This window comes from Pseudomonas sp. Eqa60 (assembly GCF_018326405.1).
Taxonomy (GTDB): domain Bacteria; phylum Pseudomonadota; class Gammaproteobacteria; order Pseudomonadales; family Pseudomonadaceae; genus Aquipseudomonas; species Aquipseudomonas protegens.
On the sequence record NZ_AP024342.1, the window covers coordinates 4,827,501 to 4,850,657 of the forward strand.

The following is a 23,157-nucleotide window of genomic DNA, read 5'->3' on the forward strand; positions in this document are numbered from 1 at the left end:
CTGCTGGGCGCTGTACATACTCTTCGGACAGAAGGCCGGAGCCGAGAACGGCATTCAGACCGCCGCCCTGGGCGTCATGATTGCTGCTCTCTTTGTTGCACCCATAGGCATAGTCCATGCCGGCGCCGCACTACTGACTCCCTCCCTGATCCCGGTTGCCCTGGGAGTCGCTATCTTGTCCACAGCCCTCCCCTATAGCCTGGAGATGGTTGCCCTGACTCGCATGCCAGCCCGGACCTTCGGCACCCTGATGAGTATCGAGCCCGCTTTCGGCGCGCTTTCCGGCCTGTTGTTCCTCCACGAGTACCTGTCCCTGTCCCAGTGGACGGCAATCGCCTGCATCATCCTGGCTTCCGTAGGCGCCACCATGACCATGCGCCGCGAGACCAAACCAATAGTTGCAGTTGATTGAGATTCAACTCTGGTAATTAGTGCTCATTTAGGCCATGTTTAGCCGGCTACTCAACGTCGCCCAGGGAGTTGCCGGACAGGGATATCGCACACGCAAAAGACGACAGGTAATGCAGTCACACTCGGACGCCAGATCCGGGGCTAGCGATAAGGACGGGGATGAAACGATTTTTGATACTGTTGGCCGTACTTGCAATTGCAGGCTGCGCGGCTACCGCGAAAACCGAAGTCAAACGGGGCAAGAAAGGACTCCACATCAACTGCTCGGGTTTATCTTCTTCCTGGGAAAAGTGCTACACCAAGGCGACTGAGTCCTGCGGCCCCAAAGGCTACAAGGTCATCGCCAAGTCCGGTGATGCCGTGGAAGACCCAGGCGACTACCCCTTCGGCCTGAACCCTGCCGGCTACACCAGCCGCAGCATGATCGTCATCTGCAAATAGTCTTGCCGGTCAACTTGCGGGCAGCCGCTCCAGCTGCCCGATGATCTGCTCATGGCTGGACGCCAGTACCTGATGCTGAATGGCGGGGTTCACCAGCATTCGCGCTACCACCAACGCGCCAACGCACTGGGACAGGATCGACCAGGCCAGGCTCTCGCTGCCCAGAGTCTGCGCCCAAGCCTGGTGCAAGCGGCAGATCCAGTCCTGCGCCTCCTGCCGCACCTCTAGGCTCCCCCGGGCAATCTCCGCACCCAATGCCGGCAGTGCGCAGCCAGCACCCGGCTGTTGCAGATGCGCCACGCTCAAGTACTGCTTCAGACAGCGACGCAACTTCTCCTGATTCTGCTGCCCCTCCCCGCCCAGGCGCGCCAGGCTCTGGCTCAACTCGCGCTCGACAATCGAGCTGAACAATTCGTCCTTGGAGGTGAAGTGGCTATAGAAAGCCCCGCCACTCAGGCCAATGGCTTTCATCAAGGCATCCACCCCCACAGTGGAAAAACCTTCGTTCTTGGCCTGCGCCGCGCTGCTTTGCAGCAGACGCTCGCGGGTTTCCTGCTTGTGACTAGCTGAATAACGCATTCCCTGACGGGCTCCCAAGTTTTCTTGACGACGGAAAAATCATAGCATAACGTTCGTTTAGTTAACGATCGTTTACCAAAGAGCGAACCTCCCATGACTGCAACCTTGAACAAGAACAAAGTCGTACTGGTAGTGGGTGCCGGCGACGCGACCGGCGGTGCTATTGCCAAGCGTTTCGCCGCCGAAGGCTTTATTGCCTGCATGACCCGCCGCAGCGCGGACAAACTGCAACCCCTGGTGGACGCCATCCAGCAGTCCGGCGGCCAGGCCCATGGTTTTGGCTGTGATGCACGCAAAGAGGAAGACGTGATCGCGCTGATCGAGCAGATCGAAACCCAGATCGGCCCTATCGAGGCCTTTGTCTTCAATATTGGCGCCAATGTGCCCTGCAGCATTCTTGAAGAAACCGCACGCAAGTATTTCAAGATCTGGGAAATGGCCTGCTTTTCGGGCTTTCTCAATGCCCGGGAAGTGGCCAAGCGCATGGCCAAACGCCAACGCGGCACTATTCTGTTCACCGGCGCCACCGCAGGCGTACGCGGTGCCGCCGGCTTTGCCGCCTTCGCCGGGGCCAAGCACGGCATTCGCGCCCTGGCCCAGAGCATGGCGCGGGAACTGGGCCCCCTGAACATCCATGTCGGCCATGTCATCGTCGACGGTGCCATCGACACCGATTTCATCCGTACCAGCTTTCCCGAAAAATACGCCCTCAAGGACCAGGACGGCATCCTCAACCCCGAGCATATCGCCGAAAACTACTGGTACCTGCACAGCCAGCCCCGGGACGCCTGGACCTTCGAGCTGGACCTGCGCCCGTGGAACGAACGCTGGTAAGGCCTTCTCCAATAACAACAATCAAGGAGTCTGAAACATGAGCAAAAAGGTGGAGTTCTTCTTCGACCTGGGTAGCCCGACCTCATACCTGGCCTATACCCAACTGCCAAAAATCTGCGTCGAAACCGATAGCCAGCTGGTGTATCAGCCCATGCTGCTGGGCGGGGTCTTCAAGACCACCGGCAATGCTTCCCCCATCAGTGTTCCCGCCAAGGGCCGGTACATGCTGCACGACCTGGCGCGCTTTGCCCGGCGCTATGGGGTGGAGCTCAACTTCAATCCGCACTTTCCCATCAATACCCTGCTGCTGATGCGCGCCACCACCGGGGTACAACTGCACCTGCCGGAACGTTTCGGTGAATTCCTCGACTGCCTGTTCCGCGCGCTCTGGGTGGACAAACGCAACCTCAACGACCCGGCCACCATCACCCAGGTCCTGGAGCAAGGTGGCTTCGACCCGCAGCAGATCCTCGACCTGAGCAATGACGAAGAGGTCAAGGCCGCCCTCAAGGACAAGACCGAACAGGCGTTGCAAAAAGGTGTGTTCGGCGCGCCCAGCATGTTCGTGGGAGACGAACTGTTCTTTGGCCAGGACCGCCTGGATTTCGTCCGCGAAGCCTTGAACGCGCAGTAACCTGCCCTGTCCCTGGCAGCGGCCGCGCCATTGCCAGGAACCCATCGCGTGACGTCACCCGCCTTGCGCGGGTGACATCTTTGCTCAGATAGCCGCAGTACGAACCTGCAACCACTCCAGGGCCGGGCCCTCCAGCAGCGGGCTGAGGCGCCGGCGGACTTCGGCGTGATAGCCGTTGAACCATTCGCGCTCATCCTCGGTGAGCAGCGATGGCTCCAGGCAACGGGTATCGATCGGGCACAAGGTCAGGGTTTCGAAGTTCAGAAACTCACCGAACTCGGTCTTGCCCGCCTCACGGTTGAGCGCCAGGTTCTCGATTCGTACGCCCCAGCGGCCAGGGCGGTAGGTCCCGGGTTCGATCGAAGTGATCATCCCCGGTTGCATCGCGGTCTGCGGCGTCGCTGCGGCCTGATAGGCAATCACCTGCGGGCCTTCGTGAACGTTGAGAAAATAACCGACGCCATGCCCGGTGCCGTGCCCGTAGTCCACACCCTCGGCCCAGATCGGCGCCCGGGCGATGGCATCCAGCAACGGCGACAGAATGCCCCGCGGAAACTGCGCCCGGGACAGCGCGATAACGCCCTTGAGCACCCGGGTGCAATCGCGCTTCTGCTCGGCACTCGGCGTCCCCACCGGCACCATGCGCGTGATATCGGTGGTGCCCCCCAGGTACTGGCCGCCGGAATCGATCAGCAACAGGCCATCCCCCTCGATCACCGCATGCTCTTCAGGCGTGGCGTGGTAATGGGGCATGGCGCCGTTGGCGTTGAACGCAGCAATGGTATTGAAGCTTAGCGAGACATAACCCGGGCGCCGCTCACGGGCGGCCGTCAGGCGCTCATCGATGGTCAGTTCGGTAATGCGTTCACGCCCCAGGGCGCTGTCCAGCCAGGCGAAGAATTCGCAGAGCGCCGCGCCATCCTGCTCCATGGCCTGGCGAATGTGCTCGGCGTCCGCCAGGCTCTTGCGCGACTTGGCCAGGGTGGTGGGGTTGAGCCCCTCCAGCAGCTTCACCCCGGGGTTCAGGTGCTCCAGCAAGCCCGCGGTGACGCGCGCCGGGTCGATCTGCAACGCTACGCCCTCCGGCACTGCCTGCAAGGCCGCGGACACCTCTGAATAGTCGCGCAGGCTGACGCCATCCATCTCCAGTTGCGCGCGCAATGCCTCATCGACCTTGCTCAAGGCCACGAACAAGGTCGCCTGCTGTTGGCTGATCAGGGCAAAGGAGACAAACACCGGGTTGAAGGACACATCGGCGCCGCGCAGGTTGAACAGCCAGGCAATGTCATCGAGGGTAGCGATGAAATGCCAGTCGGCGCCGCGCTCCTTGAGGGTTTCGCGCAACGCCGCAAGCTTCTCGACCCGGCTCTGGGTGGCCTGGGGCGGCAGATGCTGATAGACCGGTTGATCAGGCAATGACGGGCGGTCGTTCCAGGCTTCTTGTAGCAGGTCGATATCGGTACGCAGGCTGGCCCCGCGTTCCTGCAGCTTGCTGCCCAGGGTACGGGCCGAAGCCAAGGCCATGACCGCGCCGTCCACCGCCACCACCGCACCTTGCGGGGTCTGCTCGGCCAGCCAGTCCAGGGGCCCGGGCTGGCCCGGTTGCAACTTCACCAGTTCGATGCCGCTGCCCTTGAGTTCCTTGGTGGCCTGCTCCCAGTAACGGCTGTCGGCCCATACGCCGGCAAAGTCAGCGGTCACGATCAAGGTCCCGACCGACCCATGAAACCCCGATAGCCACTGGCGCCCTTGCCAGTAGCCCGGCAGGTATTCCGACAGGTGCGGGTCGGCCGAGGGCACCAGCAAGGCGTGAATGCCTTCGCGGCTCATCAGCTGACGGACATGCGCCAAGCGCTGGGGGACCACTCCATTGGTCGAAGGCTGGGTACTCATTGTGTCTCCTTAACCGGCTTAATCATTGTTATGGAAGATCGAAGTCACTCGACCCTCAAGGTTGTGTTGTGGCCCAGAACGCAGGGGCTGAGGCGGTCGCCGCCTGGATCAGTTGAGCGGCGCGATCCACATCCTGTTCGCAGGTGAAACGCCCGAGGCTCAAGCGGATGGTCCGCGCGGCCTGCCCGGCATCATGCCCCAGCGCCAGCAATACATGGGAAGGCGCATTGCTTGCCGAGTTGCAGGCCGAAGTCGCGGAAAAGGCCAGGGCCGCGCCCAACGCCGCCCCATCAAAACCTCCCTCGGTGAAGGTCAGGCTCAGGGTGTGGGGAATGCGCTGGGTGACACTGCCATTCAAGCGCAGGCCGGCGATACCCGCCAGTTGCTCCAGCAGGCGCCCGCGCAGACGCACGATGGCGGCGGTTTCTTCCTCGAACAGTTCGCCGGCCAGGGCGAAGGCGGCGCCCATGGCCGCGATCTGGTGGGTGGCCAGGGTTCCGGAGCGCAAGCCGCCCTCATGGCCGCCGCCATGAATCTGCGCCTGCACGTGTTGCTGCGCCCGCGGCCCGACATACAGCGCGCCGATGCCCTTGGGGCCATATAGCTTATGGGCCGAGAACGACATCAGGTCCACCGGCCACCGGGCCAGATCGATGGCCACCTTGCCCGCACCCTGGGCGGCATCCACATGCAACAGGGCGCCACGCTCACGCACCACCTGGCCAATGGCCAGAATGTCGTTGAGGGTGCCCAGTTCGTTGTTCACCAGCATCAGCGACACCAGGAAGGTGTCGTCGCGCAGGGCTTCGCTGACCGCTTGCGCGGTGATCAGGCCATCGGCATCCGGCACCAGGTAGGTCACTGCGACCCCGGCCTCCTGCAGTTGCCGGGCGGTGTCGAGCACCGCCTTGTGTTCGATCTGGCTGGTGATGACATGGCCGCCGCTCACGCCCCGGGCCTGCATCACCCCCTTGAGGGCCAGGTTGTTGGATTCGGTAGCGCCGGAGGTCCAGACAATCTGCTCGGGCTGCGCGCCGACCAGTTGTGCCACTTGTTGCCGGGCGCGCTCGACGTAACCCCGCGCTTCCCGGCCAAAGGCGTGTGAACTGGACGCCGGATTGCCGAAATGGGCGTTGAAACCCAGGCACTCCAGCATGACCTGAATGACTCGCTCATCCACCGGCGTGGTGGCGGCGTAGTCGAAATAAAGAGGACGCTTGTTCATGACTGAAAACCCGCAGAGCTTGTTCCAGGGTCGGCATATGCTGGCAAAAAGGCGAAGCAGCCACGCGCTGTGCATAGGCGGCGCGGCAAATGCTGGCCTTGAGCAATACCCGATCGGATGCAGTTAAAGAAGAACATCTTCGTTTAAAAGTGCGTAGGAACGCTCCTGCATCGCAGCTTACAGGCTCGAGGCAGCGCCATGAAGCGCCGTTCAACTCATCTTTTCGAACAACAGCGGTGCCAGGGAAAGCACCAGCAAGGCGGCCATCAACAGATTGAACAGGCGCAACCAGCGCGGGTTGCGCAACACATTGCGCAGCAAGCTGCCGCACGCAGCCCAGAGGCTCACCGTGGGCGCATTGATCAGCGCGAACACCGCGGCAATCACCAGCACATTGGTGAAGTAGCCCTGCAACGGGGTATAGGTACTGATGGCCCCCACTGCCATGACCCAGGCCTTGGGATTGACCCACTGGAACGCCGCGGCGCCCCAATAGCCCAGCGGCCGGCCGTGGTGCTGCTGTTCATCGGACAGCGGCCCGGAACGGGCAATCTTCCACGCCAGGTACAGAAGGTACGCTGCGCCAACGTAGCGCAGCACGCTGTACAGCAGCGGGTAGGCCTCGAACACCGCGCCCAGGCCCAGGCCGACCGCCAGCACCAGGACAAAGAAGCCGCAGCTGATGCCGAGGATGTGGGGAATGGAACGGTTGAAGCCGAAGTTCACCCCCGAGGCCAGCAACATGGTGTTGTTGGGGCCGGGCGTGATGGAAGTGACCAGGGCAAACAGGGCGAAGGCCAACAGCAGGTCAGGGGAAAGGCTCATGGGGGCAAGGTCCGGGGCAGGTCGATCAGGCCTCGACCCTAACCCAGCCTCAGGCTGAAACCCACGGACAGTTGCTGAAAACTTGGACCAGTACAGTTCTTCTCAACTGGCAGGTTGATGGCGACTGAAATTGCGCTGTGCACTCATTTCACCCTGGCTGTCGAAGCTCGCCGGGCGGCCCAGCAACTCGGCCTTTTTCTGCTGGTATTCATCGAAGGACAAACCGCGCCGGTTCAACGCCTCCATAGCCAGCTCCCGGGTTTCCTGCGCGGTATAGGGCCGCAACTCCGGTGCACCGGGGCTGGCACAACCGGCCAGCACACTGGAAACCAACAACAGCAAGACAGCAGAGAAAGCCTTCATGGCGAGCACCTGGGGCGGGTTGCGAACAATGGACACAGGCTACTCGCGCGCCATCAGCGGCAAAAATCACCCTGCTCGATAGTGGCTATCGATCGTTCCAAGGCCAGGGGGCTGCGCACCTTTATATTCCATAAAACTCTATAAATATGGAAACAAGCTCTTTTGAGGAATAACAACAAGCCTTTATAACAGTCCCATCTCGCCCGCCAACTGTTGCCAGAGCAACTGTTGGCCAGGCAACAGCCGATCAACAAAACAGCGGTTGGGCAACAGCCCCCGGCAACTGCAGATCAGCGCAAAACCACGCCGTACAAGGGCTGCAAGTCTTTGGTACAGCTCTTGCTCCAGAGCCCGGGACCTGCCACTGCTCGTTGAGCCACTGTTTAAAAAGGAACTGATCATGTCCCGCCCCTTGAACGTCGTAGCCCTTTCCGGTGGAACCTGGCGCCCATCGCGCACCCTGGTGCTGACCCAGGCCCTGCTGGCTGAACTGTCCGGGCACCTGTCCTTCAACGCCCACCTGATCGAACTGGGGGATATCGCCCGCCCGGTGGGTGCCGCCCTGTCGCGCCAGGAACTGCCGGCCGAGGTTGAAGCCGAACTCCAGGCCATCGAGAACGCCGACCTGCTGATCGTCGCCGCCCCGGTGTATCGCGGTTCCTATCCCGGCCTGCTCAAGCACCTGTTCGACCTGATCGATCTCAATGCCCTGATCGACACCCCGGTGCTGCTGGCCGCGACGGGTGGCAGCGAACGCCATGCCCTGGTTCTGGATCACCAGCTACGCCCACTGTTCAGTTTCTTCCAGGCCCTGACCCTGCCGATCGGCGTGTACGCCACCGAGGCCGACTTCAGCAATTACCAGATCACCAGCGAGTTGCTCAAAGCGCGCATCCAGCTCGCCGCCGAACGGGCCGCGCCGCTGTTTCGCGCCCACCCGACCCACCTGCTGAAAATCGCCTGAGGAGCTGTCATGGATGTGTTCTGGTTTCTTCCGACCCACGGCGACGGCCATTTCCTCGGCACTGCCCAGGGCGCGCGCCCGGTCACCCTCAACTACCTCAAGCAAGTGGCGCAGGCCGCGGACAGCCTGGGCTACCACGGTGTGCTGATTCCCACCGGGCGCTCCTGCGAAGACTCCTGGGTGATCGCCTCGGCCCTGGTGCCCCTGACCGAACGCCTGCGCTACCTGGTGGCGATCCGCCCGGGGATCATCTCCCCCACGGTTTCCGCGCGCATGGCCGCGACCCTGGACCGGCTGTCCAACGGCCGCCTGCTGATCAACGTGGTCACCGGCGGCGACCCGGACGAAAACCGCGGCGACGGCAGCTTCCTCAGCCACAGCGAACGCTATGAAGTCACTGACGAATTCCTGCAGATCTGGCGTCGGGTGCTGCAAGGCGAAGCCGTGGACTTCGAAGGCAAGCACCTGCATGTGCAGAACGCCAAGGCGCTCTACCCGCCCGTGCAGAAACCCTACCCGCCGCTGTACTTCGGCGGTTCCTCCGAGGCCGCTCATGAACTGGCGGCGGACCAGGTGGATGTCTACCTGACCTGGGGCGAGCCACCGGCGGCGGTGGCGCAGAAACTGGCCGACGTACGCGAACGTGCAGCGCGCAAGGGCCGCACGGTGAAGTTCGGCATCCGCCTGCATGTGATCGTGCGTGAGACCGAGGACGAAGCCTGGAAAGCCGCGGACAAGCTGATCGAGCACATCAGCGACGACACCATCGCCGCCGCCCAGCAGTCCTTTTCCCGCTTCGACTCCGAAGGCCAGCGGCGCATGGCAGCGCTGCACGGCGGGCGCCGCGACCAGTTGCAGATCGCCCCCAACCTCTGGGCCGGGGTCGGCCTGGTGCGCGGTGGCGCCGGTACCGCCCTGGTGGGCAACCCGCAGCAAGTGGCCGAGCGCATCAAGGAGTACGCGGACCTGGGAATCGAGAGCTTCATTTTCTCCGGCTACCCGCACCTGGAAGAAGCCTATCGCTTCGCCGAGCTGGTGTTCCCGCTGCTGCCGGAGCCCTATGCCAGCCTGGCCGGCCGCGGTGTCACCAACCTCACCGGGCCGTTCGGCGAAATGATCGCCAACGACGTGTTGCCCAACAGCCGCTGAAATCCCCAATGCTGTTGCAGGAGCCGGCTTGCCGGCGAAGGCGATCTTCCGGCCCGCTTCGCTGGCAAGCCAGCTCCTGCAGCTCGCAGCACCTTTTCCCGGCCGCCACAACGGCCACGAACGAGGAACACCGCGTGACTGCCAAACCGCAAAGCGCCCTGTTGTCCCCCCTGCAGACCGCCCGCCAACTGGCCGCCGAGTTTGCCCTGACCGCCGTCGAACGCGACGAGCGCGGCGGCACCCCCAAGGCCGAGCGTGACGCGCTGCGCCAAAGCGGCCTGCTGGCCCTGAGCATTCCCAGCCAGTTCGGCGGGCTCGGCGCGCCCTGGAGCGAGACGCTGAACATCGTCCGCGAATTCGCCCGGGTCGACAGCTCCATCGCCCATGTCTTCGGCTTCCACCACCTGATGCTGGCCACCGTGCGCCTGTTTGCCAAACCCGAACAGTGGCAACCCTGGTTCGAACAGACCGCACGCAAGAACTGGTTCTGGGGCAACGCCCTGAACCCACTGGACACCCGCACCGTGGTCCGGAACCTGGGGGGCTGGCGCGAGTTTTCCGGCAAGAAGAGCTTCTGCTCCGGTGCCAGCGACTCGGAAATGCTCATTGCCTCGGCAGTGGATGAAAGCAATGGCGGCAAGTTGCTGATCGCCGCGATCCCCAGCGGCCGCAGCGGCATCACCCTGCACCACGACTGGAACAACATCGGCCAGCGCCAGACCGATAGCGGCAGCGCCACCTTCGAACGGGTACGGGTGGAGGAGTCGGAACTGCTGCTGGACCCCGGCCCGCTGAGCACACCATTCGCCTGCCTGCGCCCGCTGATCGCCCAACTGACCTTCACCCACATGTTCCTCGGCATCGCCGAAGGCGCCTTCGAAGAAGCCCGGCAGTACACCCTCGGCGAAACCCGGGTCTGGCATAAGTCCAGCGCCCAGGACGTGCGCCAGGACCCCTACATACTCAGCCACTACGGCGAATTCTGGGTCGCCCTGGAAGGCATCCGCCTGCTGGTGGAGCGGGCCGCCGCGCTGCTGGACCAGGCCTGGGCCAAGGGCCCGGCCCTCAGCGCCGAAGAGCGCGGGCACCTGGCCACGGCCATCGCCACCGCCAAGGTCGCCGCCAGCCGCCAGGGCCTGGAGCTGTGCAGCCGCCTGTTCGAAGTCACCGGCGCGCGCTCGACCCACGCCTCCCTGGGCCTGGACCGGCACTGGCGCAACCTGCGCACCCAGACCCTGCACGACCCGCTGGACTACAAGCTTCATGAGCTGGGCGACTGGGCGCTGAACCAGTCCCTGCCAACCCCGACTTTCTACTCCTAGCCTTCTGTTCGACGGAGAGTGCCGATGCAGCTTCTGACCCTACCCCCTTCGCCCGCCCTGGCGACCTCGATCCGCGCCACCGCCCAGGTGTTCGAGGACCCGAAATCCCAGGCCCTGCTGGCGCACCTGCAACAGGTGGCACCGAGCGAAGCCAGCGTGCTGATCATTGGCGAAACCGGGACCGGCAAGGAGCTGGTGGCGCGCCATATCCACAACCTCAGTGCCCGGCGCAACCGACCGTTCGTGGCGGTGAACTGCGGTGCCTTCTCCGAATCCCTGGTGGAGGCGGAACTGTTCGGCCATGAGAAAGGCGCCTTTACCGGTGCCCTCAGCGCCAAGGCCGGGTGGTTCGAAGAGGCCGACGGCGGCACCCTGTTCCTCGACGAGATCGGCGACCTGCCCATGGCCATCCAGGTCAAGCTGCTGCGGGTGCTGCAGGAGCGCGAAGTGGTGCGCCTGGGTTCGCGCAAGAGCATTCCCATCGATGTGCGCGTACTGGCCGCCACCAACGTGCAACTGGAAAAGGCCATCAACGCCGGGCATTTTCGCGAAGACCTGTATTACCGCCTGGACGTGGTCAGCCTGGAACTGAGCCCGCTGCGCGAGCGCCCCGGCGACATCCTGCCGCTGACCCGGCACTTCATCGAGGCCTACAGCCAGCGCCTGGGCTACGGCAGCATCAGCATCAGCCCCGAGGCCGAGCACAAGCTCAAGAGCTACAGTTGGCCGGGCAACATCCGCGAGTTGGAAAACGTCATCCACCACACCCTGCTGATCTGCCGCAACGGGGTGATCCAGCGCGACGACCTGCGCCTGTCGAACATGCGCATCGAACGCGCCGACGACAGCCACCCGAGCCACGACGACTCCGCCGAGGCCCTGCTGGAACGGGCCTTTGAAAAACTCTTCGCCGAACAGGCCGGGGCCCTGCACGAAAAGGTCGAGGATGCCTTGCTGCGCGCGGCCTACCGCTTCAGCCACTACAACCAGGTGCACACCGCCAACCTGCTGGGCCTGAGTCGCAACGTCACCCGGACCCGGCTGATCAAGATCGGCGAACTGGCGGTGAACAAGCGGCGCCCGATCGATGCGCCCAACGAGCGCACCCTGCAACTGTCGATCTAGCCCGGCAGGTCGCAGTGCAAGGCATTGTCGTGGCTACGGGCGATGCTGCTGCGCACCTGGAATGAACCGAAGGTCACGGTCTTGGCCTGGTGGGCGAGGATCAACTGCCAGAAATCCTGCTCGCCGTTCTCGAAGCGCCGGAACGCCGCTTCGCCGGCTTCCCGGGATTGCCATTGCAGGTAATTGAGCACCCGCCGGCCATCGTCACTGGCCTGCACGCTGGCACTCAGAAAACCGCCATAGCCCTGGGCCAAGCGCTCGGTCTGCTCGGCCAGGGCCGATACCAGGGCCTGTTGCTGATGGGGCTCGATCTCGAACTCGATCAATTGGGTAAAGCTGCGGGTCTTTTCAAAGGCGCTCATGGATCACTCTCCACTGGGGGCAAACAGAATATTGCTGTTGAATGCGCCGCAGGGTAAAACCTCTAGTTAAGTCAAGGTCAAGCGTATTTTTCCTCCCGAGGTCCACTGATGATCGAACCCGACTCCCGTCATAAAGAGCTGAGCGTCGGCCAACTGTCGGCCCGCAGTGGCGTAGCCGTCACCGCGCTGCATTTCTACGAAACCAAGGGCCTGATCCACAGCCATCGCAACGCGGGCAACCAGCGCCGCTACCCACGTTCGGTGCTGCGCCGGGTGTCGCTGATCAAGGTGGCCCAGCGCCTGGGCATTCCCCTGGCAGAGATCGGCCAGGCCCTGGCGACCCTGCCCGCTGACCGCGCGCCCACTGCCGCGGACTGGCAGCGCCTGTCGGAACAGTGGAGCCGCGAACTGGACGAACGCATCCGCCAACTGAGCCTGCTGCGCGAGCGGCTGAACCAGTGCATTGGCTGTGGCTGCCTGTCCATGGAAGGGTGCCCGCTGCGCAACTATGGAGATGCCCTGGGAGACGCCGGCCCGGGCGCCCGCCTGCTGGAGCCCGACGCCGCCACCGACACCCCGTAGCCGGCTTCCCTCGCAGGAACCGGCTTGCCGGCCAAGGCTGACTCTCGGGCCTCTTCGCTGGCAAGCCAGCTCCTACAGCCACATCGCCTTCATACCCGTAGGAGCCGGCTTGCCGGCGAAGGCGATCTCACGGGTCTCTTCCCTCGCAAGCCGGATTCCCGCTCAGCGCTGACAGGTAAGAAAGCCTGTGGAGCATCGTAAGTAAAAACGTCCCTATGCTAATGTCGCGTCCTGCTTCCTACGACGAGCTCCGCTTCCATGCCAAGGACTGCCACTTTCGAAAAGCCACGCTGGCTGCGCGATCTGCTGCGCTTTCTCCCACTGAAAAGCCAGTTCGTACTGTCCGGTAACGTCCGTGACCTGCAGGCCAGTGAGGTCGCCCCCGGGGTCATCACCCCCCAGCCTTTCAACCTCAACCTGCGCGATGAACTGCTGGCAGCCGGCTATGCCCAGGTGCTGAGCTGGGATCCCCTAGGCGGCCTCAGGGTTTTGCTGGCCCCCGGCAGCGAGCCGGCCCAGGCCGATAACCTGCTGCGCGAGCTGGGCCTGACCCCGGTGGACGGGGCCGCGCCGGCCGGCCTCGACCTGTTGTCGGCCACCTTGCCGCGCCTGGTGGAGCGCCAAGGCGCCCCCCTGGCCCTGATTGTCGATTTCGCTTCACGCCTGGTGATCCGCAACGACGCCCTGAGCGCCGCAGAACACCAGCTGTTCACCCAGGCCCTGGTGCTGTCCCACCAGGCCCGCAGCCGCCCGGCCGGGGAACAGCGCACGCCGTTCTTCAACAGCATTCTCTGGGTGGTGGAAAAGGAAGGCGACCTGCCCGACTGGATGCTGATCGACAACCCACGCCTGCGGCCCATTCCCGTGTCCAAACCCGACCAGCAGGCCCGCCAGGCCCTGGCTCCGGCACTGTTGCGCGGCCTGCCCGGCGCCCAGGAGGCCAGCGAAGAAAGCCGCGACAGCGCGGTGCGGGCCTTCGTCGAAAACACCGAGGGCCTGCTGCTGCTCGACCTCAACGCGATCGTCCAGTTGGCCCGGGTCGAAGGCCTGGCCATGGAACGCATCGGCGATGCCGTACGCCGCTATAAAGTCGGGGTCACCGAAGACCCCTGGCTGAAGATCGACCGCCAGCGCATCCGCCAGGCCGACAGCTTCATTCGCCAGCGGGTCAAGGGCCAGGGCCACGCCGTGACCCACATGCTGGATATCGTCAAGCGCGCCATGACCGGGGTCGGCGCCAGCCGCAAGGGCAACCGGCCCCGGGGCGTGGCCTTTCTTGCCGGGCCCACCGGGGTCGGCAAGACCGAACTGGCCAAGACTATCACCAGCCTGCTGTTTGGCGATGAAAGCGCGTACATCCGCTTCGATATGTCGGAATTCAGCGCCGAACACGCGGACCAGCGCCTGGTAGGCGCGCCACCCGGCTATGTCGGCTACGACGTGGGCGGCGAACTGACCAATGCGATCCGCGAAAAACCCTTCAGCGTGGTGCTGTTCGACGAGATCGAAAAGGCTCACCCGCGGATCCTCGACAAGTTCCTGCAGATCCTTGATGACGGTGTGCTTACCTCAGGCCGGGGCGACCGGGTGTACTTCTCCGAGGCGCTGATCGTCTTCACCTCCAACCTGGGCATCTACCGCCAGGGCGACAACGGCGAGCGAGTCGCCAACGTCCAGCCCGGCGAAGCCTTCGAAGCGGTGCAAGGCAAGGTCCAGGGCGAGATCGAGCGCTATTTCAAACTGGTGCTCAACCGCCCGGAAATCCTCAACCGGATCGGCGAGAACATCATCGTCTTCGACTTCATCCGCCCGGACATCGCCGAGCAGATCTTCCAGCAGATGGTCGGCAATATCCTCGCCGACCTGGCGGCCCAGGCCCTGCATGTGCAGCTCGATGACGACTCGCTGCACAACCTGCGCCAGCTGTGCCTGCAGGACCTGTCCAACGGTGGCCGGGGCATTCGCAACCAGTTGGAGGCGCACCTGCTCAACCCCCTGGCCCGGGCCCTGTTCGACCAGGATGCGCAGCCCGGCCAATCCTTCGAAATCCGCCAACTGCAGGCCGGCGGCCTGCAACTGCTTGCCCGCGCCTCGTGAACATCAGCCTGTCGCGGGTGCACTTCCCGGTCACCACCCTGGGGCCGGGGCAGCGCCTGGGCCTGTGGTTCCAGGGGTGCAGCATCCGCTGTGCAGGCTGCATTTCCGCGGACACCTGGGGGCCGGGCAAGCACCCCTTGCCGTTGGCCCAGGTGCTGGACGACCTGCAACCCTGGCTGGCCCGGGCCGAAGGCATCACCCTGTCCGGCGGCGAGCCCTTCGACCAGCCCGAGGCGCTGCTGGCCCTGCTTCGAGGCCTGCGCGAGCGCACCGGGGTCGACATCCTGGTCTACAGCGGCCACTCCCTGGAAACCCTGCAACCGCTATTGCAACAAGCCGAAGGCCTGCTGGATGCATTGATCTGCGACCCCTTCGAGCAACAACAGGCGCAAACGCTGGTCCTACGGGGCAGCGACAACCAGCGCCTGATCTTCTTGACCGAGCTGGGCCGCCGGCGTCTGTCCACCTACCAGCGCCCGCTGCACCACGAAGACCGCGCGCTGGATGTGATGTTCGACGACGACGGCAGTGTCTGGATGGCTGGAATTCCCCGGCGTGACGACGTGCTGCGTCTGCGCGACCTGCTGCACGACCAGGGCCACCAACTCCAGATCAGCGCCCACACCTCACGCCGCCGTTAACCGGAACCGCTACCGATGATACGTTTTTGCCCCAATTGCCAGACTGAACGCCCACTGGCCGAAATTTTCTGTGAAGGCCAGGTAGACAACCGGGCCTGCGGCTGGGAACTTTCCGCCGAAGCGATTCATCCCGAAGGCTGGCGCCCACAACCGGTAGTCACCCTCGAAGCGCTTGAGCCGCAGCCCCCGGTCGCGGCGGACAGCGGCTCCCCCCTGCTCTGCGGCAACGGTCATGCCATGGTGGACGGCGACTTGATGTGCCTGGTCTGCGGCGCCGACCCGCTCGCCCCGGAGCAACAGCCACCCGCCGCGCCCCCAGCCGCCGACAGTGAAACCGTGATCGAAGGCTGGCGCCTCCTGCGCCAGATCAGCAGCGGCGGCGTGCGCGAGCGCTTTATCGCCGAGCACCGGGAAACCGCGCACCAGGCGGTGCTGACCCTGTACCAGGCCGGCGCCGAACCCGACCCATCGGTGTACGAAGCCCTCAAGCGCCTGCCCCGGGAACACGTGCCGGAAATCATCCTCACCGGCCGCTGGGACGAGCGCGCCTTCGAAGTGGCTGAAGAACTCACCGGCGGCACCCTGGCCGACCTGGGGATCGTGGTCAGCGACAGGGCCGCGGTGCAGCACATCGTCCGTGAACTGGGCCAGGCCCTGCATGCCTTCAGCGAAGCCGGCCTGCGCCACCGCGACCTGCGCCCGGCCACCTTGCTGGTGCGCAGCCGCGAGCCCCTGGACCTGGTGATCAGCGGCTTCGGTTCGGCGCGGCTGTCGGAGTTCGACCTGGACATCGTCTCGCCCCTGGAAACCAGCCGCTACATGGCCCCCGAAGCCATTGCCGGGGGCGTGGCCGCGGCCTCCGACTGGTGGAGCCTGGGGATGATCCTGCTGGAACAGCTGACCCAGGGAGAATGCTTCGCCGGCATCAATGCCAACGCCTACCTGATTCACATTCTGGCCAACGGCGTGCTGCTGCCGGATGACCTCGACCCGCGCCTGGAACTGCTGCTGCGCGGCCTGCTGGCCCGGGACCGCCACCAGCGCTGGCAATGGCCTCAGGTGCAGGCCTGGCTCCAGGGCGAAAGCCCCAGCGTCCCGGCCTCGGTCGCCAGTGAAGAGGACGCCGAGGAAGGCGCCAGCATCGCCCTGGGCAGCCGGCGCTTTCGCCGGCCAGGGCCGTTCGCCCTGGCTGCCGCCGAAGTCGAACACTGGCCCCAGGCCCTGGATCATCTGCTGCGCGGGGTGATCGTCACCTGGGCCGAACAGGCCGGTTTGCCCGCACGGCAGCTGGCGGGCCTGCGCCAGGTGGCCCAGCACGAAGGGCTGGACGATGACACCCGGCTGATGCTCGCCTTGAAACTGCTGAACCCGGAAATGCCCCTGATCCAGCGCGGCGAGATCGTCACCCCCGGCTGGTTGCTGGAGCATCCCCTGGACGGTTACCGCTTGATCAGCGGCCCGGCCCCGGACCTGCTGGAACGCCTGGAGACCGAGCACTGGCTGTCGCGGCTCAAGCTGCGGGCCGAACAGGTACGCCAGCGCGCCCAGCACCAGGCCATCGAACTGGACGAGGAGCAACTGCGCATCTACCTGCTCTCCAGCTCCCGCGCCCGTCTGGCCGCACAGTGGGAAGAACGCCAGCGCCTGCTGCCGGACAGCGAGCACAACGGCATCCTGTCCCTGGCGGACCGCCGCTCCATCAGCGAAGAAGACCTGATCGTGCTGCTCAGCGCCGCCATCGGGCAGTTCCGCTCGGTGGACGCGATCCTCGAAGAAGCCGCCACCCTGGCCCGCGAAGCCGTGGTCCTGAGCTTCGATGCGGCCAGTGCGCGTGCCCTGCTGGGGCTGCCGCGCCCGGCCTTGTACCGTGAAGTCGATGAGCGCATCAGCGGCTTCGCCCGTTGTGGCGTGCCAAGCGTCGATGAATGGGCCGAGCAGTTCCGCCTGGAACGCCGCATGCCCCTGGCCAGGGCCCTGGTGCTGCTGGCCATCGGCGCAGAGCAGTGGCTGGAGCCGCAAAAGCAGCACTACGTGTCGCAGATCCTCGACTTCTTCGAGAAGAAGGTCGCCAGCGTGGTGCTGCGCGGCCCGCTGGTGCGCATGAGCATCGGCAAGACCACCGCCCGGGTCGACCTCAACGAATTGCACAGTGAGCGCAGCCCGGCCCCGGCGCTGCTGGATCACCTGGTGGCGCGCAACGCCCAGCCCATCAGCCTCGACCCGGCGTGCTTCGCCGAAAACCTGCAGCTGGATGCACGGCTCAACAGCCTGTACCGCCAGAGTTCGCTGTACAAGCGCGACACCGGGATCGATGGCCTGTACCTGGGCTTCCCCTTCCTCCTGACCCGGGACGCGCGTGGCACCACTCGCACTCGCATCGCGCCGTTGCTGCTGTGGCCGGTCAAGCTGCTGCTGGAAGTCGGCAGCCGCGGCAAGGTGGCCCTGGTCTTCGACAGCGAGCGTGAAGAGGTGCGCCTCAATCCGGGGCTCGACACCTTGCTGGGCATCGATGCCGCCAAGCTCTGGCGCAAGGCCGCCGATGAACTGCTGGGGCGTTCGGCGCTCAAGGCCGCCGACGTGATGGACGCCTTCGGCATGCTGGCCACTGCCAGCTCCCGGGTGCTCGGCAGCCTGCCACCGCCGAGCACCGAAGTGCAGCCCTACCAGGATCAACTGGCCTGTGCCGCCGTGCTGTTCCATGTGGCCTTCATGGGCCAGGCCATCGGCGAGGACCTGCGCCAGCTCAAGGCCCTGCCCCCCGGCGGCACCGGCCTGGAAACCGCCCTGCGCCTGAACCCCGCGGAGCCCGACAGCGGCGACAGCGCTGCCACCGCGCTCGCGCCTGAACTGCAGCGCTTCTTTACCGTGGCCAGCGACCCCTCCCAGGAAGCCGCGGTGCTCCAGGCCCGTCACGCCCCCGGGCTGCTGGTGGAAGGCCCGCCCGGCACCGGCAAGAGCCAGACCATCGTCAACATGGTGGCCGACGCCATCGGCCGCCAGCGCAGCCTGCTGATCGTCTGCCAGAAGCACGCCGCCCTGGAAGTGGTGCACAAGCGCCTGGTGGCAGAAGGCCTGGGCAACCGGGTGGTGATGCTCAACGACATCAACCGTGACCGCGAACCGGTGATCCGCAGTGTCCGCGAACAGCTTGAGGCCCTGTTCAAGGACGATGCCGTCCAGCAACCCTGGCTGCACCAGCGTGAACGCCTGGCGGCACGCATCGAAGCCCTGGAGGGCGAACTGGATCGCTTCCACCAGAGCCTGCACCGCATCGATGAACACTGTGGCTTGAGCTACCGCCAGTTGATCGGCGAGCTGATCGGCCTGGAACAGGGGCCAGCGGCCCTGGATGTCCCGGTATTGCGCCAGCACCTGGCGGCCCTGGACATCGCCAGCCTGACCCGCCTGGAAGAGGCCTGCGCGCCGCTGATCCGCCTGTGGCTGCCGGCCCGCTATGAACACAGCGCCCTGGCCCAGCTCCAGCCCTTCCCCACCGACGCCGCCACGGTGCAAGCGTTCAACCAGGGCTTCGAGCGCCTGCTGAGCTGCGAGGAACAGCGCCTGGAAACCCAGCAGGCGCACCCGGCCGACTTCGAAGTCGACGACCCGGCGCCCTACCGCGCCTGGCTCGACCAGCACCTGCACAGCCTGCTGGGCCTGGACGATGAGCGTCGCCAACGGCTGGCACGCTGGCTCCCGCTGTTTCGTGGCAGCAACGGCCAGGCCGCAGAAGGCGACGGGCTGATCCAGGCCCTGCAGGCACTGGCTCAACAACTGGAACAGTGCGACGCCGCCGCTTACCAGGCCGACCTGGCGCCGGGCCTCAGCGCCCTGCCCGCGGCCCAACTGCGCACCCTGCAGCAACGCGCCCGCGCCGTTATCCAGGGTCGCTCCTGGCTGGCGCGGCTCAACCCGCTGCGCCTGATCCGCCAGCGCCAGTTGCTGGCCTTCCTCGCCGAACAGGGCGCCGCGGCCCAGCCGCAGCGCCTGCCAGAACTGCTGGCGGCGGCCCTGCTGGAAAGCCAGTGGCGGCCCTTGCGCGCGCAGTTGCAACACCTGCATCAGCAACTGAGCCTTGCACAAATCGCCAGCGATTGCGGCCCGGGCCTGCTGCCGCAGGTACGCCAGGACCTCGGGCAACTGCAAGAAATGCGCGCCCTGGCCATGACCCTGGCGCAAGCCCCCCGGGTGGAGCAGTTGGATGCGGTGGTACTGACCGGCGAGCGGCGCTCCCTGGACAGCCTGCTGGCCGGCTACGACGCCGCGTTTATCCGCCACAGCGTGCGCCAGGACAGCCTGAATGCCCTGCAGCGCCTGGATCAGTGGCTGCAACCCGAGCTGCTGGGCCAACTGCGCCAGCGCGTGGAGCACAACCAGGGCAATCAGTCGGCCCTCAACCGCCTGCGCGACGCCTTGCCGACCCTGAGCGCCTACCAGGCTTTCCGGGCCCGGGCCGGCCAGCTGTCGCCGGCGGACCTGGAGTTGCTGGTAGTCCTGCGCGATTACCAGGACACGCTCGACGCCATTCCCGCCGAGCAACTGGAAGCCGTGGTGCGGCGCATGCTCAACCGCGAAGCACGGCTGGGCTGGAAGCGCCAGATCGAACAACGCCAACCCGAGCTGATGCTCGAGCACAGCGAAACCGCGGCGAAGATCGCCAGCCTGGGCGAAGCCGACACCCAGATGCGCAGCCTCAACCGCCAACTGCTCAGTGAAGGCATCGAGCTGTCGCGCCTGGGCACCCGCAAACAATGGGAAGACGTCACCCGCCTCACCGGACGGCGTTCGCGACGCTTGCGCGAGTTCATGGAAATGGGCGCCGGCCTGGGGCTGATGAGCCTGCGACCGGTGTGGCTGATGAACCCGGACGTGGCCAGCCGGGTGCTGCCGCTCAAGCCCGGGCTGTTCGATACGGTGATCTACGACGAAGCCTCGCAGATGCCGGTGGAGTTCGCCCTGCCGACCCTGTACCGGGGCCGGGTCACGGTGGTCAGCGGCGACGAGAAGCAGATGCCGCCCACCGCCTTCTTCTCCAGCCGGGTGGAAAGCGACGAAGCCGAACTGTTCGATGGCGACCAGCCGGACGCCGATGCCGACGAGGAACAACGGGAGGCCTTCGAAGACACCTGGAACCGCCGCGAAATCAAGGACTGCCCGGACCTGCTGCAACTGGCTCGCAGCTCGCTACCCTCCACCACCCTGCAGATCCACTACCGCTCGGCCTACCGCGAGCTGATCGGTTTCTCCAACGCCTCGTTCTACGGCAACCGCCTGAGCATCCCGGTACGCCATCCCCAGGCCAATATCCTCGCCATCAAGCCGCTGGAGCTGATCCGCGTGGACGGCGTCTATCAGCAGCAGGTCAACCCCGACGAGGCCGAACGGGTGGTGGACTACCTGGCCGAGCTCTGGCAGGCGCCCTACGCCGAACGCCCCTCGGTGGGCGTGGTGACCTTCAACCGCAAGCAGGCCGACCTGATCGAAGAGCGCCTGGAGTTGCGCGCCGAGCAGGACCCGCTGTTTCGTGCGGCCTACAGCCAGGAGCGCGAACGCAGCGAGGACGGCGAGGACATGTCGGTATTCGTCAAGAACGTCGAGAACGTCCAGGGCGATGAGCGCGACATCATCGTGTTCTCCTCGACCTTCGGGCGTAACAGCCAGGGCAGCTTCCGCCGCAACTTCGGGGTCCTGGGGCAGACCGGCGGCGAGCGCCGGCTCAATGTGGCGGTGACCCGGGCCCGGCGCAAAGTGGTGATGATCACCTCGATGCCGATTGCCGATATCTCCGACATGCTCACCACCCAGCGCCCACCCGCCAGCCCGCGGGACTACCTGCAAGGCTACCTGGAGTACGCCCGCGCCCTGTCGGCCGGGGAGTTTGCCAGCGGCCACAGCCTGCTGGGGCGCCTGGTCACCGAGCGCCAGGATGCAAAGGTCCAGCACAACGCCCACAGCGACGGTTTCACCCAGGCGGTGGCGGCGTTCATCCGTACCCTGGGCTGGAGCCCGGTCAGCGCCAACGAAGGGGATGCCTTCGGCCTGGACTTTGCCATCGAGCATCCCGATACCGGGCTCTATGCCCTGGGCATCGAATGCGATACCCCGCGCCACGGCCTCCTGGCCCGCGCTCGCTCCCGGGAAATCTGGCGCCCTTCGGTGCTGCGCCGGGCCATTCCCCACCTGCACCGGGTCTCGTCGCAGGCCTGGTACCACGACCCGCAAAGCGAGCGCGCTCGCCTGCAGGCCGCCATCGAGCAGGCCCTGCAGCCGCTGGCCGGTGCCGATTCGGTGACGCAGCCCCAAGCCCTGGCAGACACGGAGCAAACCCCATGAGCGGCCCGAAAGTGGTGCGTATCGTCACCCGTGAAGAAATCCTGGAGATCTGCGCCGGTCACCTGCGGCGCCTGGAACAGGCGATTGCCCGCTGGGAAGAACAGGCCCAGCGCCTGGGGCAACTGACCGAACAGGAGCGGGCCGCCACCCACGGACGTTTCGAACAATTGCGCCAATTGATCGAGGCCGATCGCCTGCAGGACCTGCAAAAGCAGGTACCGATCGAGATCGAGTTCCTCAAGGACGATCTGCAACAACGGGAAAACCGCGCGGTGCAGCAAGCCACGCAACAGCGCCAACTGGCCCGCCGCCAGCGGGAAAACGCCGCCACCCTGCTGGGCGCCCTGCAAGGCAAGCCGCTCGCAGCCCAATTGCTGGAGCCGTTGCGGGCGATTGCCGATGGGCAGCCGGTGCCGGCTGTGGAGTCGATCCTGGCCCAGGGTTTCGCCAGCCTGGGGGCGGCAGTCGAAGAACAGGGCCTGAGCGAGGCCCAGCAGCAACTGGCCCGGCGCCTGCAAGGCGAAACCCCAACCCAGACCCTGGCGCAGTGGCGCGCCGCCCATGAGCAAGCGGAACCCAGACTGGAACGCATCGAGCAGCACATTGCCCAGTTGCTGACCCTCGATGATCAGGCCAGCGCCGAACCCTACCTGGCCAAGTTGCGCCAGATAGATGCAGAAACCCGCGTGCAGCAGCGCAACCTGCTGCTGGACAGCCTGGTGCTGGAGCTGGCCCAGGCCACCCGCGACAGCCAGGAGCGCCGCGCGCGCCTGGCGCGCCTTGAGGAACTGGCCAGCGAAGTGGCGACCTTGTGCCCCGCAACCGCCGAGAACGAGCTGGCCCAGGCCGGCCAATGCAGCCTGGCCCATATGGCGCCAGTGGACGGGCTGATTGCCCGTTTCAGTGCGCTGATCGAAGCCGAGCTGCAACAACACGCCGCCCTGGCCCGCCGCCAGGCGGTACTCGAAGGGTTGGCCAGCCTGGGCTACGAAGTTCGCGAGGGCATGGCCACCGCCTGGGCCCAGGACGGCAGGGTGGTGCTGCGCAAGGGCGCCACTCCGGGTTATGGCGTGGAGGTGGGCGGCAATGCCGATAACGGCCGGTTGCAGGTACGCGCGGTAGCCCTCAGCGCCCAGCGCGATACCCAGCGCGACAAAGACATCGAGACCATCTGGTGCGGTGAGTTCCAGCGACTGCAAGCCCTGCTGGCGGCCCGTGGTGACGACCTGAGCATCGAGAAAGCCCTGGCCGTAGGGGCGGTGCCGCTCAGGGAGGTGCTGCTGGACGACACCCAGCAGCAATACCGGGAGCAGGCGCAACAGCGCACCTGACCCGCCTCCCCGTAGGAGCCGGCTTGCCGGCGAAGGCGATCTCGCG

Annotated in this window: 19 protein-coding genes (1 of these 19 cut by a window edge); 13 read left to right on the top strand and 6 right to left on the bottom strand. The window is 65.4% G+C overall.

Features of this window, described 5'->3' with window-relative positions; genetic code table 11:
- On the top strand, window positions 1–412 hold the 3' portion of the coding sequence (rhtA, locus tag KI242_RS21635) for a threonine/homoserine exporter RhtA (protein ID WP_019092955.1). 476 nt of this gene lie to the left of the window's left edge; 412 of the gene's 888 nt are visible here — the last part of the coding sequence; the start codon falls outside the window, past its left edge; the stop codon is at window positions 410–412.
- A gap of 158 nt (window positions 413–570) precedes the next feature.
- Window positions 571–852 (top strand): hypothetical protein, encoded by a 282-nt coding sequence (locus KI242_RS21640; protein ID WP_011062423.1) that lies wholly within the window; start codon window positions 571–573, stop codon window positions 850–852.
- A gap of 9 nt (window positions 853–861) precedes the next feature.
- Here KI242_RS21640 and KI242_RS21645 read toward each other — a convergent pair whose 3' ends face one another.
- Window positions 862–1,431, bottom strand: coding sequence for a TetR/AcrR family transcriptional regulator (locus tag KI242_RS21645; RefSeq protein WP_011062424.1), 570 nt, complete (start codon window positions 1,429–1,431; stop codon window positions 862–864).
- Between the two features lie 93 nt (window positions 1,432–1,524).
- Between KI242_RS21645 and KI242_RS21650 the strand changes: the two genes are divergently transcribed.
- Together KI242_RS21650 and KI242_RS21655 are read left to right on the top strand one after the other, a co-directional pair.
- Window positions 1,525–2,265 (top strand): SDR family oxidoreductase, encoded by a 741-nt coding sequence (locus KI242_RS21650; protein WP_019092954.1) that lies wholly within the window; start codon window positions 1,525–1,527, stop codon window positions 2,263–2,265.
- A 37-nt stretch (window positions 2,266–2,302) separates the two neighbouring features.
- Window positions 2,303–2,899: a 2-hydroxychromene-2-carboxylate isomerase gene (locus tag KI242_RS21655; RefSeq protein WP_212805564.1), complete on the top strand. Its 597-nt coding sequence runs from the start codon at window positions 2,303–2,305 to the stop codon at window positions 2,897–2,899.
- An 84-nt stretch (window positions 2,900–2,983) separates the two neighbouring features.
- On the opposite strand, the gene KI242_RS21660 is transcribed toward KI242_RS21655, so the two are convergent.
- The 4 genes from KI242_RS21660 to KI242_RS21675 form a co-directional block, all read right to left on the bottom strand.
- Window positions 2,984–4,792, bottom strand: coding sequence for an aminopeptidase P family protein (locus tag KI242_RS21660; protein WP_053152981.1), 1,809 nt, complete (start codon window positions 4,790–4,792; stop codon window positions 2,984–2,986).
- A 55-nt stretch (window positions 4,793–4,847) separates the two neighbouring features.
- Window positions 4,848–6,017 (bottom strand): aminotransferase class V-fold PLP-dependent enzyme, encoded by a 1,170-nt coding sequence (locus tag KI242_RS21665; RefSeq protein WP_015636466.1) that lies wholly within the window; start codon window positions 6,015–6,017, stop codon window positions 4,848–4,850.
- Between the two features lie 210 nt (window positions 6,018–6,227).
- Window positions 6,228–6,842 (bottom strand): LysE family translocator, encoded by a 615-nt coding sequence (locus KI242_RS21670; protein ID WP_015636467.1) that lies wholly within the window; start codon window positions 6,840–6,842, stop codon window positions 6,228–6,230.
- Between the two features lie 102 nt (window positions 6,843–6,944).
- Complete coding sequence (locus tag KI242_RS21675; RefSeq protein ID WP_053152983.1) at window positions 6,945–7,205, bottom strand: hypothetical protein; 261 nt, start codon at window positions 7,203–7,205, stop codon at window positions 6,945–6,947.
- A gap of 400 nt (window positions 7,206–7,605) precedes the next feature.
- Here KI242_RS21675 and msuE point away from each other — a divergent pair, with 400 nt between their 5' ends.
- From msuE to KI242_RS21695, 4 genes are all read left to right on the top strand, one after another.
- The gene (gene msuE / locus KI242_RS21680; RefSeq protein ID WP_011062431.1) at window positions 7,606–8,169 is read left to right on the top strand and encodes an FMN reductase; all 564 of its coding nucleotides are present in this window, start codon (window positions 7,606–7,608) and stop codon (window positions 8,167–8,169) included.
- 9 nt (window positions 8,170–8,178) lie between these two features.
- Entirely contained in the window at window positions 8,179–9,318 is a 1,140-nt protein-coding gene (ssuD, locus tag KI242_RS21685) for an FMNH2-dependent alkanesulfonate monooxygenase (protein ID WP_011062432.1), read from the top strand.
- Window positions 9,319–9,452: 134 nt separating this feature from the next.
- Window positions 9,453–10,640, top strand: a complete 1,188-nt coding sequence (locus KI242_RS21690) for an acyl-CoA dehydrogenase family protein (RefSeq protein ID WP_011062433.1) — start codon at window positions 9,453–9,455, stop codon at window positions 10,638–10,640.
- Window positions 10,641–10,664: 24 nt separating this feature from the next.
- The gene (locus KI242_RS21695) at window positions 10,665–11,765 is read left to right on the top strand and encodes a sigma-54 dependent transcriptional regulator (protein ID WP_011062434.1); all 1,101 of its coding nucleotides are present in this window, start codon (window positions 10,665–10,667) and stop codon (window positions 11,763–11,765) included.
- Here KI242_RS21695 and KI242_RS21700 read toward each other — a convergent pair.
- A complete protein-coding gene (locus KI242_RS21700) occupies window positions 11,762–12,127 on the bottom strand; it encodes an antibiotic biosynthesis monooxygenase (protein ID WP_011062435.1) in 366 nt (121 codons plus the stop codon). The genes KI242_RS21695 and KI242_RS21700 overlap by 4 nt on opposite strands.
- Before the next feature lie 108 nt (window positions 12,128–12,235).
- Between KI242_RS21700 and soxR the strand changes: the two genes are divergently transcribed.
- The 5 genes from soxR (at window position 12,236) to KI242_RS21725 (ending at window position 23,111) form a co-directional block, all read left to right on the top strand.
- A complete protein-coding gene (gene soxR / locus KI242_RS21705; protein ID WP_011062436.1) occupies window positions 12,236–12,709 on the top strand; it encodes a redox-sensitive transcriptional activator SoxR in 474 nt (157 codons plus the stop codon).
- A 258-nt stretch (window positions 12,710–12,967) separates the two neighbouring features.
- Entirely contained in the window at window positions 12,968–14,806 is a 1,839-nt protein-coding gene (locus KI242_RS21710; RefSeq protein ID WP_077934566.1) for an AAA family ATPase, read from the top strand.
- Entirely contained in the window at window positions 14,803–15,447 is a 645-nt protein-coding gene (locus KI242_RS21715; RefSeq protein ID WP_019092947.1) for a 4Fe-4S cluster-binding domain-containing protein, read from the top strand. Before KI242_RS21710 ends, KI242_RS21715 begins: the two co-directional genes overlap by 4 nt.
- Window positions 15,448–15,462: 15 nt before the next feature.
- Complete coding sequence (locus tag KI242_RS21720; RefSeq protein WP_212805565.1) at window positions 15,463–21,780, top strand: AAA domain-containing protein; 6,318 nt, start codon at window positions 15,463–15,465, stop codon at window positions 21,778–21,780.
- Window positions 21,777–23,111 (top strand): hypothetical protein, encoded by a 1,335-nt coding sequence (locus tag KI242_RS21725; RefSeq protein WP_212805566.1) that lies wholly within the window; start codon window positions 21,777–21,779, stop codon window positions 23,109–23,111. The genes KI242_RS21720 and KI242_RS21725 overlap by 4 nt, the downstream gene beginning before the upstream one ends.
- Window positions 23,112–23,157: the final 46 nt, after the last annotated feature.